The sequence below is a fragment of the Massilia sp. CFBP 13721 genome (assembly GCF_014842025.1).
Classification (GTDB): Bacteria; Pseudomonadota; Gammaproteobacteria; order Burkholderiales; family Burkholderiaceae_D; genus Telluria.
Window position 1 is genome coordinate 38,057 of sequence record NZ_JACYUY010000014.1, and the last position, 15,417, is coordinate 53,473.

At 63.5% G+C, this 15,417-nt stretch carries 13 protein-coding genes; 7 read left to right on the forward strand and 6 right to left on the reverse strand.

The features are described 5' to 3' along the window. Positions 1–49 precede the first annotated feature (49 nt). Both IFT60_RS14720 and IFT60_RS14725 read right to left on the reverse strand, forming a co-directional pair. Positions 50–1,672, reverse strand: coding sequence for a serine hydrolase (locus tag IFT60_RS14720; RefSeq protein ID WP_192052933.1), 1,623 nt, complete (start codon positions 1,670–1,672; stop codon positions 50–52). An 80-nt stretch (positions 1,673–1,752) separates the two neighbouring features. Further along, complete coding sequence (locus IFT60_RS14725) at positions 1,753–3,600, reverse strand: M1 family metallopeptidase (RefSeq protein ID WP_192052773.1); 1,848 nt, start codon at positions 3,598–3,600, stop codon at positions 1,753–1,755. 169 nt (positions 3,601–3,769) lie between these two features. On the opposite strand from IFT60_RS14725, the gene IFT60_RS14730 reads away from it, so the two are divergent. Then, complete coding sequence (locus tag IFT60_RS14730; RefSeq protein WP_192052775.1) at positions 3,770–4,345, forward strand: TMEM165/GDT1 family protein; 576 nt, start codon at positions 3,770–3,772, stop codon at positions 4,343–4,345. Positions 4,346–4,550: 205 nt separating this feature from the next. Here IFT60_RS14730 and IFT60_RS14735 read toward each other — a convergent pair whose 3' ends face one another. Beyond that, on the reverse strand, positions 4,551–5,483 hold the full coding sequence (locus IFT60_RS14735) for a PfkB family carbohydrate kinase (RefSeq protein ID WP_192052777.1): 933 nt from the start codon (positions 5,481–5,483) through the stop codon (positions 4,551–4,553). Beyond that, positions 5,480–6,100 (reverse strand): glutathione S-transferase C-terminal domain-containing protein, encoded by a 621-nt coding sequence (locus IFT60_RS14740; RefSeq protein ID WP_192052779.1) that lies wholly within the window; start codon positions 6,098–6,100, stop codon positions 5,480–5,482. The genes IFT60_RS14735 and IFT60_RS14740 overlap by 4 nt, the downstream gene beginning before the upstream one ends. A 146-nt stretch (positions 6,101–6,246) precedes the next feature. Between IFT60_RS14740 and purB the strand changes: the two genes are divergently transcribed. Then, positions 6,247–7,626 carry an adenylosuccinate lyase gene (gene purB / locus IFT60_RS14745; protein ID WP_192052781.1) on the forward strand — a complete coding sequence of 460 codons (1,380 nt, stop codon included), beginning with the start codon at positions 6,247–6,249 and terminating at the stop codon, positions 7,624–7,626. Positions 7,627–7,831: 205 nt separating this feature from the next. Here purB and IFT60_RS14750 read toward each other — a convergent pair whose 3' ends face one another. Continuing rightward, positions 7,832–9,802 (reverse strand): TOL_0244 family TonB-dependent receptor, encoded by a 1,971-nt coding sequence (locus IFT60_RS14750; RefSeq protein ID WP_192052783.1) that lies wholly within the window; start codon positions 9,800–9,802, stop codon positions 7,832–7,834. Between the two features lie 205 nt (positions 9,803–10,007). Here IFT60_RS14750 and IFT60_RS14755 point away from each other — a divergent pair, with 205 nt between their 5' ends. From IFT60_RS14755 to IFT60_RS14765, 3 genes are read left to right on the forward strand one after another with little or no spacing between them, the layout of a single operon-like run. Next, positions 10,008–10,544, forward strand: coding sequence for a cytochrome b (locus IFT60_RS14755; protein ID WP_192052785.1), 537 nt, complete (start codon positions 10,008–10,010; stop codon positions 10,542–10,544). 21 nt (positions 10,545–10,565) lie between these two features. Continuing rightward, positions 10,566–11,117, forward strand: coding sequence for a YceI family protein (locus tag IFT60_RS14760; RefSeq protein ID WP_192052787.1), 552 nt, complete (start codon positions 10,566–10,568; stop codon positions 11,115–11,117). Between the two features lie 20 nt (positions 11,118–11,137). Further along, positions 11,138–11,707, forward strand: a complete 570-nt coding sequence (locus tag IFT60_RS14765; protein WP_192052789.1) for a YceI family protein — start codon at positions 11,138–11,140, stop codon at positions 11,705–11,707. A 73-nt stretch (positions 11,708–11,780) separates the two neighbouring features. Here the strand turns inward: IFT60_RS14765 and IFT60_RS26575 are convergent, their stop codons facing one another. Further along, positions 11,781–13,274, reverse strand: coding sequence for a hypothetical protein (locus IFT60_RS26575; protein WP_229510882.1), 1,494 nt, complete (start codon positions 13,272–13,274; stop codon positions 11,781–11,783). 298 nt (positions 13,275–13,572) lie between these two features. Between IFT60_RS26575 and IFT60_RS14780 the strand changes: the two genes are divergently transcribed. Then, positions 13,573–13,842: a GlsB/YeaQ/YmgE family stress response membrane protein gene (locus IFT60_RS14780; protein WP_056336677.1), complete on the forward strand. Its 270-nt coding sequence runs from the start codon at positions 13,573–13,575 to the stop codon at positions 13,840–13,842. A 218-nt stretch (positions 13,843–14,060) separates the two neighbouring features. Next, positions 14,061–15,338 carry a phospholipase D-like domain-containing protein gene (locus IFT60_RS14785; protein ID WP_374001039.1) on the forward strand — a complete coding sequence of 426 codons (1,278 nt, stop codon included), beginning with the start codon at positions 14,061–14,063 and terminating at the stop codon, positions 15,336–15,338. Positions 15,339–15,417 lie beyond the last annotated feature (79 nt).

Sequence of the window (15,417 nt, forward strand, 5' to 3'; positions counted from 1 at the left end):
TCACCGGTTGTGCACATAAAAACGGGCCGCGTTGAGCGGCCCGTTTCTTTTACAGCTTCGTCTTTGCCGGCTTCACCGGCGTGAACAGCAGATCGTGGAAGTCGTAGCTGAAATCGGTCTCGGTCGACACCGCCTTCATCTTGACGTGTTCGATGCTGCCGTCGTGGTCGAGCGCGAAGGTGACGTAGGAGTCGGCGTTGAAGTTGCGCTCCTTCCAGCGCACGATGAAGGTGTCGTGCTGGAAGTGCTCCATCTCGCCGGTCAGGTCGGGCGTGCGCGAGAACGACAGGATCATCTTCTTGCCGTCGCGTTTGATATTCATGACGCCATACCACGGATCAAGGTATTGGCCTTCGTACTCGGCCAGCGCCAGCGAGGGCTTCGAGGCGGCGACGCGCGTGGCCGAGGTCTTCTTCAGGCGCGCCAGTTCTTCGGCGTGCTTCTGGTCCTCGTTATCTGCGATCAGCTTGATCCAGTCGGTCGGTGCGCTGCCCGTCATGTACTGGTCGAGCAGGCGGTATTGCAGCGCATTCAGGGCGCCGCCGCTTTCCGCATTGGTGAGAATGGCCACGCCCAGCTTCGATTCCGGCACCAGCAGCACGCGCGAATAAAAGCCCTGCAGCGCGCCGCCGTGCATGGCGACCAGCTGGCCCTTGTAATCGCGCAGTTGGAAGCCCAGGCCGTAGGCGGCGAAGTTGGCGCGGGTGGCGGCCAGCGGCCCCTTCGGCATGCCGACCTTCATCGGCGTCTGCGCGGTCCACATCTCGCGCGACTGCGCCTCGCTCCACAGGCGCAGCTCCTTGCCGTCCGCACCTTTGGCGCCGTCGATCCGGCCGCCGTCGAGCAGCACCTTCATCCACTTGGCGATGTCGTCGGCATTCGTGTTGATGCCGACCGCACCGACCGCGTTATCGACCGGCATGGATTTGACAGCCGCAATCTTGTCGTTGATCTTGCTGTGCGCGTTGGAGGCGTTCGGGTTGCCGGCGTTTTCGGCCAGGCTGGTCGTCGTGGTATTCATGCCGACCGGGGTCAGGATGCGCTCGCGCACCGTGGCCCCCCAGGTTTTACCGGACTTCTGGGCGATGATCTTGCCGGCCACGATGTACAGCAGGTTGTCGTAGGCATAGGCACTGCGGAAGCTCGTCGCCGGTTTCACGTAGCGCAGCCGCTCGATGATTTCGTCGGTGCTGAAATTCGTCGTCGGCCACCACAGCAGGTCGCCCGCGCCCAGACCCAGGCCGCTGCGGTGGGTCAGCAAGTCGCGCACGGTCATTTCGCGCGTGACGTAGGCGTCGTACATCTGGAAGTCCGGCAGGTGTTTTACCACCGGGTCGTCCCATTTCAGCTTGCCTTCGTCGACCAGCATCGCCAGCGCGGCGGCCGTGAATGCCTTCGAATTCGAGGCGATCTCGAACAGGGTCTGGCCGTCCACCCTGGCCGGTTCGCCCAGTTTGCGCACGCCGAAGCCGCGCGCGGCCACGACCTTGCCGTCCTTGACGACGGCAATCGCGATGCCCGGCACGTCGAACGCCTTCATGACGCGGTTGACGTCCTGTTCGAGGTCGAATGCCGCCGCTGGGGCTGACGCAGTGGCTGGCGCCGTGGTGGTCTGCGCCTGCGCGCCGGCGGCGGAAAACGCGATCAGGATGGCTGCTGCGATGTGTTTCATGTGTTGCACGCTTCGGTTCCTTTACTGGTCTGGCCGTCTCCCGGCCCCTGGTTTTTATCGGTTTATTTCGCGTTTATCGCTTACTTCATTACTTTATCGACGCCGACTTGCGTCTCCGGGTGGTAGCGCTCGCGCGCCGCCTTGTACACGCCCTCGGCCCAGGCGCGGTCTTGCGGATTCGCGCGCAGCGCCGCGTACAGCGGCACCACGAATTTCTTGCGCCCGACACTCATCAGAAATGCTTGTACCTGCGGACGCACGTCGCGGTAGCCGGCGTGCACCGCGGCGCGGTAGAAGCGGAAGGCGACTTCGTTGTTGCCGGTTTTCGCCAGGCCAAAGGCGGCATCGAGTTCCTTCAAACGCGCGGCATCGGCCTTGTTGTCGATGTCGTTCAAAAACTTCATCCACTCGGTCGCGGTCCAGCCCTTGGTGTCGAGTTTCGCTGTCGGCGTCTCTCCCTTGAGCCAGGCCGCGGTGGTCGCGTCCAGCGCCACCAGGCGCTGCGACTTCGCATACTTCGCGCTGGCGGGGATACCCGGACCGTACAGCCACTCGTCGAGTTCCGCGTCGCTCATCACCTGCGGGTGTTTCGATAACAGGTTGCTGCGCAGGTAAGCCACGAACTGCTCGGTGGTCACGCTCTGGAAGGCGTGGCCGTCGAACCAGCCGCGCAGGAACGGGTCGAACACGGCGCGGCCGGCGCGCTGTTCCAAAGTGCGCAGCAGCCACGCGCCCTTCGGATAGGCCAGGCCTTCGTCGGTATAGGTGTTGGAACCGGTATCGGCCGCGCGCATGAGCAGCGCCTGCTTCTCTGTCGGGATCTCTTTCAGCGATTCGATTGCTTCTTCCTGCTCAAGCTGCAGGTTCATGGTCGCCACTTCATCGCCGTAGAGCTTTTCCAGGATGCGCGTGGTGACGTAGGTAGTAAACCCTTCGTTGAGCCACCAGTGCTTCCACGAGGCGTTGGTGACCAGGTTGCCCGACCAGCTGTGCGCCAGTTCGTGCGCGATCAGGTCGACCAGGCTGCGGTCGCCGGCGATCATGGTCGGCGTGAGGAAGGTCAGGCGCGGGTTTTCCATGCCGCCGATCGGGAACGACGGCGGCAACACCAGCATGTCGTAACGTCCCCAGCGATAGGGGCCGTAGAGCGCTTCGGCCGCTTCGACCATCTTTTCGGTGTCGGCCAGTTCGTATTCGGCGGCCTTGATGCGCAGCGGTTCGGCGTAGACGCCGGTGCGTCCGCCCAGCGTGCGCGCTTCCAGTTCGCCGATGCCGATCGCCAGCAGGTAGGAGGGAATCGGCTGCGGCATGTTGAACTTCCAGCCGCCCTTGCCCGTCGCCTTGGGATCGTTATCGGCGCTCATGACGACGCGCAGGCCCTCGGGGGCCTCGATGCGCGCGGTGTAGGTAAAACGCACCGACGGCGTATCCTGCACCGGCGCCCAGGAACGTGCGTTGATCGACTGCGACTGGCTGAACATGAAGGGACGCTTGCCCGACATGGTCTGCGCCGGGGTCAGCCATTGCAGGGCGCTGGCGGTGGGCGCGGTGCGATAGTAAATCCGCACCTTCGGCGCCTGCTGCGCCAGGTCGATGTGCAGGGCCTGGCCCTTCTCCTCGTCGAATTTGTCGAGCCTGTATGCGACCTTGGTCCAGCGCCCGCGCGCGTCGAGCGCTTCGATCTTCGAGATCGTCAGCTCGCGCGTGTCGAGGTCGAGGCGGCGCGCGTCCTTGTTCAACCAGTCGAGCGTCAGTTCGGCGTGGCCGGCCAGCGTCTTCTTCGTGAAATCGGCTTTCAGGTCGAGGTGCAGGGCGCGCGTCTTGACCTGGTCGTAGTTGGCGTAGCTGAGCGGGTCAAGTGCATGGGCAGCAGCACCGTACAGGCCGAGGATGGCGCAGGCGGTGGCGCGCAGGAGGGATGTGTTCATGGCGTGGTCGTGAAAGGCTGAGCGGAAGGCGCGAGAAGAATAGCATTTATGGGAGGGGCGCGAAAGCACGGCTTACTGCGGTCTTCGGCGCGTATTGACGCGCTGCCGCCGCTTGACTCTGCTATGATCCGCGCTCCGCTTTGCTCTGCGTTTTATCCGCTGCCCCTCCATGGATGCCTTCCTTGTCGCCACCGGCATCGTCGCCCTCGCCGAAATCGGCGACAAGACGCAGCTCCTCGCCTTTTTGCTGGCCGCCCGCTTTCGCCGCCCGCTGCCGATCATCTTCGGCATCTTCGTCGCCACCCTCCTGAATCACGCCTTTGCCGCCGCCGTCGGCGTGCTGGTGAGCGAACTGCTGGGGCCTGTCGTGATGCGCTGGGTGCTCGGCCTGTCCTTCCTCGGCATGGCGATCTGGGCGATGATCCCGGACCACATCGACGAGACCGAAGCCTCGCTGGCCAAATTCGGCGTCTTCCTGACGACGCTGCTCGCCTTTTTTGTCGCCGAGATGGGCGACAAGACGCAGGTAGCGACCGTGGCGCTGGCCGCGCGCTATACCGAAATGGTGGCGGTGGTGGCCGGCACCACGCTGGGCATGATGATCGCGAACGTGCCGGCGGTGCTGTTCGGCGAGCGGATCGCCAACAAGGTGCCGCTCGGGCTGGTGCATGGGATCGCGGCGGTGATTTTCATGGGGCTGGGGATGGCGACGCTGATGGGGGCCGGGGCGAACTACGGCTTTTAAAAAACACGTTGACCGTCGCGTAACGTAGGGGTCATCGAGGCCAGTGGCCTCGATGACGGGTTCACCGGGCATGCCACGCGTTACGGGCGGCAATGCGTCGCCGCCGTCGATTAACGGATGCGCACGTACGCGTGGACTCGGGAGCCGACCCTACGGTGCACGACCGCCGCAGTTAAAAAGCATCGCCGCGACGGCACGCGGACATTCACCGCCAGCGCGTCATCCACTGATCGTAAAAGCCCAGGTCGCGCGGCACGGCGCCGGGGATGGCGCAGATCGCGCCGGCGAATTCGTTGGCGCGTGCCAGCGTCAGTTCGAGCGGCCAGCCGCGTGCGCGGCCCAGCAGGAAGATCGCCGAGAATGCATCCCCTGCCCCGACCGTGTCGATGACGAAGGGCGGAGACGGCGTGTCGCGGGTGTCGATGGTGACGCCGCCGGCGCCGAAATACACCGAGCCGCGGTTGCCCAGCGTGACGATCAGCGCCTGCAGGCCGAACATCTGCAGCAGCGCGGCGCAGGCCGAGCGGGTTTCGTCGGCGGCCAGCGGCGGGTCGTTCGGGCCGAGCTGGAAATACCAGCCGAACAGCGCCTGCAACTCGTCTTCGTTGACCTTGGCGACGTCGGCCGCGTGCAGCGAGTCGGAGATGGTGCGCTCGTCGACTTGGCCGTCGCGCATGTTCACATCAAGAAAACGCATGCCGCCTGTGTTCGACAGCAGCGCCTTCAGCGTGCCGCGCGAACGCTCGCCGCGCTGGGCCAGGGTGCCGAAATAAAAGGCGCCGGCATCGACCGCGGCGGCTGCCGCCAGCGCTTCATCGCGCGCGATGTAGTCGTAGGCCTGGTTCGGCACGATGACGAAGCGGTGTCCTGTCGCGCCGCGCTCGACGATGACGCGCCCCGTTTCCTCGATCGCATCGACCTGCAGGCCGGCCTGCGCCATGGCGAAGCGCTCGAACTCGGCCGCGATGTTCTCGCCGTTGCGGTCCTTGCCAACGCGTGTGATCATCAGTTGCGGCGCCATGAAGGCGGCCAGGTGGCGCGCCACATTGAAAGGCGCGCCGCCGACAACCTGCTCGGTGGAGAAATCGTCGACCAGGGCTTCGCCGAAGATGACGGTGGTCTTGTTTGGATTGATCATGCTTCGAACGGCGCCGTGTCGCGGAAGGATGGCCGTTCGCTCAGCTTGTCGAACAGCTTGGCCAGGTTCGGATACGCCGTGCGCCAATCGATGTCGGGGAAGCGAAAGCCCAGCCAGCCGAGCGCGCAGCCGACGGCGACGTCGGCCAGCGTGTAGGCCTTGCCCATGCAGAAAGGCTGCTCGCCGAGCTTCTCGGACATCACCGCCAGGCCGGCATGCACCTTGCCCAGCTGGCGCTCGATCCATTGCGGACTCTGCTGCTCTTGCGGGCGCAGCGTCTTTTCCAGGCGCACCAGCACGGCCGCATCGAGCACGCCGTCGGCGAGCGCTTCCCACACTTTGACGTCGGCGCGATCGCGTCCGTTGCCGTTGGAGGGCAACAGCTTGCAGACGGGCGTCAGGGTGTCGAGGTATTCGGCGATCACGCGCGAGTCGTACAGGGCGTTGCCGTCTTCCATGACCAGGCAAGGCACTTTACCCAGCGGGTTGGACTGGTGGACTTGCGTCTCGGCGCTCCACACGTTGTCGAGCTCGAACGAATAATCGAGCTTCTTTTCCGCCATCACGACGCGGACCTTGCGCACATAGGGACTGGTGTTCGAACCGATGAGTTTCATAGATGCTCGGAGAGAGGGATGTCATATGAGTATAACATCGGCCCGGCTGCCGAAAACGGCCAGGCAGGCCCGTTTCGCTGTGGCGGCAACAAGGTCGATCATGCAGTCCAATGGTAAAATCCGCGTTTTTGCACGGACCGCCCGCCATGACCGCTACCGCCCCACTTTCTTCCCTGTCGGCACTGTCGCCGCTCGATGGCCGCTACGCCGCCAAGACCGACAAGCTGCGCCCGATCCTGTCCGAAGCTGGCTTCATGCACCATCGCGTCAAAGTCGAGATCGCGTGGCTGCAAGCGCTGGCGCAAGCCGGCTTCGACGAGATCGAGCCGTTTTCAAGCGAAGCGAGCGCTCACCTCGACGCCATGGCGGCGAACTTCTCCGAAAGCGACGCGGCCCGCATCAAGGAAATCGAAGCGGTCACCAACCACGACGTGAAAGCGGTCGAGTACTGGCTCAAGGAGCAGGTCAAGGATGTGCCGGAACTGGTCGCGGCCAGCGAGTTCATCCACTTCGGCTGCACCTCGGAAGACATCAACAACACCAGCCACGGCATGATGCTGAAAGCCGCGCGCGACACGGTGATGCTGCCGGCCCTCGAGTCCATCATCGCCAAGCTGACCGAGATCGCCCACACCAATGCCGCGCTGCCGATGCTCTCGCGCACCCACGGCCAGACCGCCAGCCCGACCACCCTGGGTAAAGAATTCGCCAACGTGGTCGCGCGCCTGCAGCGTGCGGTAAAGCGCATCGGCGACGTCGAGATCCTCGGCAAGATGAACGGCGCGGTCGGCAACTACAACGCCCACCTGTCGGCCTACCCCGGCTTCGACTGGCCGGCATTCTCGAAAGACGTGATCGAATCGCGCCTTGGCCTGACCTTCAACCCGTACACGATCCAGATCGAGCCGCACGATTACATGGCCGAGATGTTCGATGCCATCGCACGCGCCAACACGATCCTGCTCGACCTGAACCGCGACATCTGGACCTATGTCTCGCTCGGCTATTTCAAGCAGAAGCTGAAAGCCGGCGAGATCGGTTCGTCGACCATGCCCCATAAAGTCAATCCGATCGACTTCGAGAATTCGGAAGGCAACCTCGGCCTGGCGAACGCCGTGCTTCGCCACATGGCGGAAAAGCTGCCGGTCTCGCGCATGCAGCGCGACCTGACCGACTCGACGGTCCTGCGCAACATCGGCGTCGGCTTCGGCTACGCCCTGCTCGCCTACGACAGCTGCCTGCGCGGCCTGAACAAGCTGGAAGTGAACGCGGCCAAGCTGGAAGCTGACCTCGACGCCAACTGGGAAGTGCTGGCCGAGCCGGTGCAGACGGTGATGCGCCGCTACGGCATCGAAAATCCTTACGAACAGCTGAAGGAACTGACCCGCGGCAAAGGCATCACCAAGGAGGCGCTGCGCGAGTTCATCGGCACCCTCGCCGTGCCGCAGGAAGCCAAGGAGTTGATGCTGGCGATGACGCCGGCGAATTACACCGGGTTGGCGGCGCAATTGGCCAAGGCGATTTAATTTTTATCGCATCATTAGAAAAGCCCGCACTGGAAATAGTGTGGGCTTTTTTTATTCACGCGGCGGCGGTATACCGTAGGGTGGACTCCTGAATCCACGCGTTACGCACGGCTGCTGGTCGAAACGCTGTACGTAGCCTGCACGCTTTGAACCGCGTGGACTCGGGAGTCCACCCTACAGTGCTACGGTGCACCACGGCCGCGGGTTAATTCTGCCAGACCAATTTCACCCCTACCTCACGGCCCAGCTCGGTCCGCGTCGCGATCGGTCCATATTCCCCATGGCTGCCGTTCAGGTTACGCCCGACCACCGACAATTCCAGCCCCGGCCGCACACGCCAGCCGAAACGCGCATCGACCGCCCAATATCCCGGTACCTGGGGATTTTCCAGCGCCGCCACCTTGCGCACGGCCAGCTCCAGGTCGCGCCGCTCGTCGAAGCTGTAGTTGGAACGCAACTGCAGGGTGTGGTTCGGGTCCTTGGCGGCGGTGCCTGGTCCGGCCGCATCGTTGCTGCCAGGCTTCAGGCGCAGGCGTTCATGCAGGGCGGTATAGCCGGCCGACATGCGCCAGGCATTGCTCAGCTGGTAGCTGCCCCACATTTCGATGCCGGTCGCTTCCCCTTCCATCAGGCTGCCGAAGGTGAGGAAGGTCACCGTCGGATCGATTTCCTGAGTGCGCAAATGGTCGTACTCGTTGTGGAAGGCCGTGACCGAGTAGGACAAGCCGGCCAGCGGCTGGCCGCGATAGCCGAGTTCGAACACCTTGGCCACTTCGGAGCGCACCGCCGCGCCGCCGCGCAGGATGTAGGGCGGCCGCCCCGGGATGAAGGCGTCGACGTCGAGCCGGGTCGGGGCGCGGACGGTGCGCGAGAGTGCCGTCCACACGGCGTGGCGCGGATCGACGCGCCAGGACAGGCGCGCAGTCGGCAGGAATTCAGTGCCGGTGTAGTCATTGCGTTCGACGCGCGCGCCCAGCGTCAGGCTGAGGTCGGGACGCAGCGCGATTTCGTCCTGGGCGAACAGGCTGGCCCAGGTCTGCTCTTCGCGCGCCGGCAGGAAGGCGATCACCTCGCTGTTGATAACGCGGTCCCAGCTGTGGCGGTAATTCGCGCCCCACATCAGGCTGTGCGCGCCCCAGGCCGGCAGCGTGTGCTGGAACTGCAGGTCGACCAGGTCCAGCGATTCCGTAAAGGTCGGCGGCACCTCGCGCCGCGTATGGTCGACGTAGGCTTGCATGCTGAGCCGCCCGCCGCTGGCCAGCGCCCGTTCCCAGCGTCCGGTCAGGTTTACGCCCTTGGTATCGATCTGGCCCAGGCGCAGCGCCATGCCGGTCACCGAGATCGAGCCCGGCTCGGGCTGCTCCAGTTCGCCCCGGAATACGTTGCCGTTGAGGCTAAAGACATCGCTGCCGCGGTCCCAGTCGGCGCGGAAGCCCGCCTGCGCCTGGTTCCAGTCATCATTGACGCGCCCGCCCCCAGCCGTTTCGGTATGGGAACGCTTGAGCACCTTGCCATACACGCGCCAGCTGGCATCGCCCTGGCGGCCGCCCTGGCGGAAGGCGGCATCGGCGCCATCGCTGGCGCCCTGCAGCACCGCCAGGCTGCCCTGGGTGGCGTGGGCCGAGCGCGTCGTGATGTTGATGACGCCGTTGACCGCATTCACGCCCCACATGGTGCCGCCCGGCCCACTGATGACCTCAATGCGCTCGACGTCTTCCATCATGACGTCCTGCATGTCCCAGAACACGCCTGAAAACAGCGGCGCATATACGGAGCGGCCGTCGATCATCACCAGCAGCTTGTTCGGCCCGCTGTTGCCGGAGCCGTTCAGGCCGCGTGCGCTGATCGAATACGTATGGGCGCTGACTTGCCCGATATGCAGGTTCGGCGCCAGGCGCAAGGCCTCGGGCAGGCTGCGGCTACCGGCGCGGCGGATGTCGTCGGCGGTGATGACGAAGACCGAGGCAGGCGCATCGAGCAGGCGTTCCGGCTTTTTCGATACTGACGTCACCTGGATATTCGCCAGTTCCTCGATCGACAGGTCGGCAAAGTCGGCTCCTTGCGGATCGGCCGCCTGCGCATGCGCGTGCTGCGCCAGTGCAGCGACAGGCAGCACGACAGCGAGCAGCAAGACCAGCGGGCGCAGGCGCGGCCGGCTTGGTGAACAATTCAACATACAACTCCTCGACAGGGCGACTGGCCCGCTTTTATTCTGCGCGTCGATTGCAAATCCACGCTGTTCTCGATTTTACAGTCACCGGCAACTCTACTGTGCACGTTTAACAATCCATGCTAGTGTACGAAAAGAAACATGCAGCTGGCGAGCGGTACACATTCTTTTTTGCTATAGTTTAGTTCTAACCAGTACTAAGACGGCATTCATGCAGCGTTACTCCCTCCCCGCGATTGCCTTGCACTGGCTGCTCGCGCTCCTGATCGTCGGCACGTTTACGCTGGGCCTGGTCATGACCGACATCCCGGGACTGACGCCGACCAAGCTGCGCTATTTTTCCTGGCACAAATGGGCCGGCGTGACCGTATTGGCGCTGGCGACATTGCGCCTGCTGTGGCGCCTGCGCCGCACGCCGCCCGCCTATCCCGCCACCATGCCGGCCTGGCAAAGCCGCGCCGCCCACGCGCTGCACGCCTTGCTGTACCTGCTGATGTTCGGCGTGCCGCTGTCGGGCTATTTCTACAGCCTGGCCGCCGGCGTGCCGGTGGTGTATTTCGGCCTGTGGCCGCTGCCGGCGCTGATCGAGGCCGACGCGGCGCTGAAACCCGTCCTTGGCGCCCTGCACTATTGGCTCAACATGCTGCTTGCGGCGCTGGTGGCGCTGCACGTGCTGGCTGCCTTTAAACATCTGCTGATCGACCGCGACGGCATCATGCAGCGCATGCTGCCGTTTCAGACTAAATAAGCGTCCAAATAAGGAATCCATATGAAACCTCTACACGCGCTGATCGCCGCATCGCTGTTCGCCAGCGCCTTTGCCGGCGCCGCCGTCCTGAAAACCGACCCGGCCAAAAGCAGCGTCGCCGCCGTCTTCAAACAGATGAACGTGCCGGTCGAAGCGAAATTCAAAACGTTTACGGCGCAAATCGACTACGACGCCGCGCGTCCGGAAGCCGCCAAGGCCTCGGTCGACATCGTCACCGCCAGCATGGACCTGGGCGACGCCGAATATAACCGCGAGGTCGCCAAGAAAGAGTGGTTCAACACGGCGCAGTTCCCGAAAGCGAGTTTTGTATCGACTTCGATCAAAGCGGCCGGCCCCGGCAAATTGAACGTCGACGGCAAGCTGACGCTCAAGGGCAAGACCGCTCATGTGACCTTTCCGCTGACGGTCAAAACCGAAGCCAACAAACAAGTTTTTGAAGGACAGTTGCCGATCAAACGGCTGGCTTTTAATATCGGCGAAGGCGAGTGGAAAGACACGAGCATGGTCGCCGATGAAGTTGTCATCAAGTTCCGCGTCGCCGCGGGCCAATAATTTACTTACCAAGGAACCCCATGAAACTCCAGCTCCTGATCGCCGCCGCCCTCGCTACCAGCGCTGGTGTCGCCTGCGCCGCAGCCGACACCTATAAAATCGAACCGAACCACACCTACCCGAGCTTCGAAGCCGACCACATGGGCATTTCGGTCTGGCGCGGCAAGTTCACCAAGACCGACGGCACCATCGTGCTCGACCGCGCCGCCAAGACCGGCAGCTTCGACATCACGGTCGACATGAACAGCATCGATTTCGGCCACGCCAAGATGAACGAGCACGCCAAGAAGCCGGACATCTTCGACGTCGCCCAGTACCCGACCGCCACTTTTAAAGGCAACAAGTTCCGCTTCGAAGGCGAGAACCTGGTCGCCGTCGAGGGCAACTTCACCCTGCACGGCGTGACGAAACCGCTGACCCTGAACATCGCCAAGTTCAAGTGCATCCAGCACCCGATGCTGAAACGCGAAGTCTGCGGCGCCGATGCGCACGGCTTCTTCCTGCGCAGCGACTACGGCGTCAACTTCGGCCTGCCGAACTTCTCGCCGGAAGTGAAACTGGCGATCCAGGTCGAAGCAGTCAAGCAATAAGCCGCTGGCCATAAAAAAGCCCCGCTACCTTCCGGCAGCGGGGCTTTTGCTTTATGAACCCTGATGGATCGGATTAACGGCCGTCACGGTCGAAGTCGCCAGGAATGGCGCGCTCGACTTTGTGCCAGGCGGCACGGCTGGCCGACTTGGCCTGGTCCCACGACAGGCGCGAGTTGCCCTTGGTCGTGTTCCACTCGTCCGACAGGTACTGCTCGTTCTGCTCGTAGCTGCCTGGGTAACGGCTCTTGCCGTTGTAGCCCAGCGCGTAGGCAGGCTGGTAGTCGTCGTAGGTGTAGCCCGGGGTGTATTCCGGCTGGGTCTGGTAGGCGTTGCGCCAGTGTGCGTCTTCCTGCGCTGGATTGACCAGGCCGCCGACGCCCTTGCCGGCCATGCCGCCAACCGCGGCGCCGATGCCGGCACCGACAACTGCGCCGAGTGGGCCGCCGACCGCGCCGATCGAAGCACCCGCCGCCGCACCGCCGCCGGCGCCAACGCCCTTGGCCAGGTTATGGTCGCCACGGTCGTCCTGCGGCGTCGAATTGACGACTTCGCCGGCGCCCTTGCCGGTAGCACCGCCAGCCAGGCCGCCGATGATCGCACCAGCCGCCATGCCGACCGGACCGGCGGCTGCGCCGACCGTTGCACCGGCCACTGCGCCACCGGCGCCGCCGACGCCTTGCGCCAGGTTATGGTCGCCCAGCTCGTCGTTGGCTTTTGGATTGACGACTTCGCCGGCGCCACGGCCGGCAGCGCCGCCTGCCAGGCCGCCGACGACGGCACCGGCCGCCATGCCGATCGGGCCGCCCACGGCGCCAATCGCCGCACCGGTAGCCGCACCGGCGCTGGCGCCAACGCCCTTGGCCAGGTGGTGTTCGTTCAGGTCGTCACCGGTTTTCGGATTGACGACTTCGCCCACGCCCTTGCCGGCCAGGCCGCCGGTGATGCCGCCGATGGCCGCACCGGCCACCATGCCGACCGGACCGGCCGCAGCGCCGATACCGGCACCGGCCAGCGCGCCGCCGACAGCACCGACGCCGGTGCCGATCACGTGCGAGCCGCCGCTTTCGGTCCACGAACGTTCGATATGGGCAGCGTCTTCATCGCTACGGGCGTTCACGCCCATCAGGATGCCGCCGCCTTTGATGCCTTCTTCATAGTGCGCAGCGCGCTCTTCAGGGATACCGGCACCGATCAGGGCGCCGATCAGGCCGCCGGTGATGCCGCCGGCGCCGGCGCCGGCCAGGGCCGCGGCCAATGGGCCGGCCACCACCAGGCCGAAGCCTGGCAGCACGAGGGTGGTGCCGACGGCGGCGATGCCTGCCAGGACGGCGCCAATGGTGCCGCCGATGCCGGCGCCGATGCCGGCGCCTTCAGCGGCTTTGCTGCCCAGTTCGGTATCGGTATCGGCGAAATGGGTCTTGCGGGTCGAGTCCGACATCATCAGGTTGACGTCGTCCCTGGAATATCCACGGTCCGAGACCGAGCTGTAAGCGCGTTCTGCGCTGGCGCGGTCCGGGAACAGGCCGGTGACCATGCGCGAATTCTGGTTATTCGTTTCGTAGCTCATGATGTATCCCTTTCAAAGGTTCGTAGTGCGTTCAGGTCTTGCAACAACGGGTTGCCAGTGGTCGAACAATATGCGCCGTACTGACGCTCTTCTGTACGCTGACGCACCCACTTCAGGATATTCCAACAAGCAATGCAATCAATAAAAAGAATCGGTGCGCGGAACACGATTTACAGATTCATCGTCTAACGTTCGTTGCCGCACCGACCCGCTATCTGATCGATCTGTAGACTTTTTTACATGGTCAACGCAGTCAATTGGCCTCGGGTAGGTTTATTTACTAAGAGGAGAAACTAAAATGCTATTCATCATCTGGATCGTCGTCGGTGGTATCCTGGGCTGGCTCGCAAGCATGGTCATGAAGACCGATGCGGAGCAAGGCATGATTCTGAACGTCGTGGTCGGTATCATCGGCGCCTTCCTGGGCGGCTGGTTGCTCTCCCCTCTGTTCGGTACGGGCACAATCAATTCGGATGACTTCAGCGTGTCGTCGCTGCTGGTCTCGTTCCTGGGTGCAGTCATCCTGCTGGCGATCGTCAACCTGCTGCGTCGCGGCCGCGTTCGTTAATCAGTGGTCATGCTCCACCTAACCAACGCTCCCACGCGTTGGTTTTTTTTTGCCTATGAACCTGTCCCAGTAGGGAGGAGGAAGTGGATGGCGATGACTGACAAGCGCGGGCAAGGCGCGAGGAGGCCGCGTGGCGGGACCACGCAACGACGAGCAACGCAGCACCTGCTTGTCAGGCGCGTCAGCAACGACTCATCCCTGCTGGGGCAGGTTCAATTATGAGCGCCAGTAAAGTTACTGTTTCCATCGTTACGTCGATCCTCACGCTGATCGCGGGTTTTCTGGCGCTCAATTTCATGCCGAGCGAAAAGCAGATCGAGACCCAACTGGTGCGCCAGTACGATGCGCACGACGCCCAATTCCGGCGCTCGATGGGCGTGCTGCTCGGTCCGCCCATCATCGAAGGCAACAAGGTCGAGACCCTGCTCAACGGCGACCAGATTTTCCCGGCCATGCTGGCGGCCATCCGTGGCGCCCAGAAAACCATCACCTTCGAAACCTATATCTACTGGTCGGAAACGATCGGCGAAGAATTTTCCGCGGCGCTGATCGAGCGCGCCCGTGCCGGCGTAAAAGTGCATGTGATGCTCGACTTCATCGGCAGCATGAAGATGAACGACGAGGCCATGCAACAGATGCGCGATGCGGGTGTGCAATTGCAGCGCTATCACAAGCCGGCCTGGTGGAAGCTGGCGCGCCTGAACAACCGCACCCACCGCAAACTCCTGATCGTCGATGGCACGCTCGGCTTTACGGGCGGCGTCGGCATCGCCGACCAGTGGCGCGGCAACGCACAGGACGAAAACCACTGGCGCGATACCCATTTCCGCGTCGAGGGCCCGGTCGTCGGCCAGATGCAGGCCGTGTTTACCGATAACTGGACCAAATCGACCGGCGTCGTGCTCGACGGCCCGCTGTATTTCCCGCCGCTGAAGGCGGTCGGCACCATGCCGGCCCAGATGTTTTCCAGTTCCCCCACCGGCGGCAGCGCCAGCATGCACCTGATGTACTTGCTGGCGATCACTGCCGCACGCACCTCGATCGACTTGTCGGCCTCGTATTTCGTGCCCGACGACCTGACCATCCGCGCCCTCGCCTCCGCTGCCAAACGCGGCGTGAAAGTGCGCATCATCATGCCGGGCAAGGAAATCGATGCCGGCATCGTGCGCCTGGCCTCACGCGAGCGCTGGGGCGAATTGCTCGCAGCCGGTGTCGAGATGGCCGAATACCAGCCGACCATGTACCACGTAAAAGCGCTGATCGTCGACGCGCTGATGGTGTCGGTCGGTTCGACCAATTTCGACAATCGCTCGTTCAGCATCAACGACGAAGCCAACCTGAACGTGCTGGACCCGGATTTCGCCCGCGCCCAGGTGGCGGTATTCGAAGACGACTGGAAGCGCTCGCGGCGCATGACGTTGGCGGCCTGGAACAATCGTTCGTGGACCGAAAAAATCAGCGGCGAGATCGCCTCGCTGTTCGGCTCGCAATTGTAAATACCGTTTTCGCGCGCGGGAAATAACGGTTGACGAGCCGGTCAGGGATTACGGATACTCTCGGGATGCTCTTTTGGAG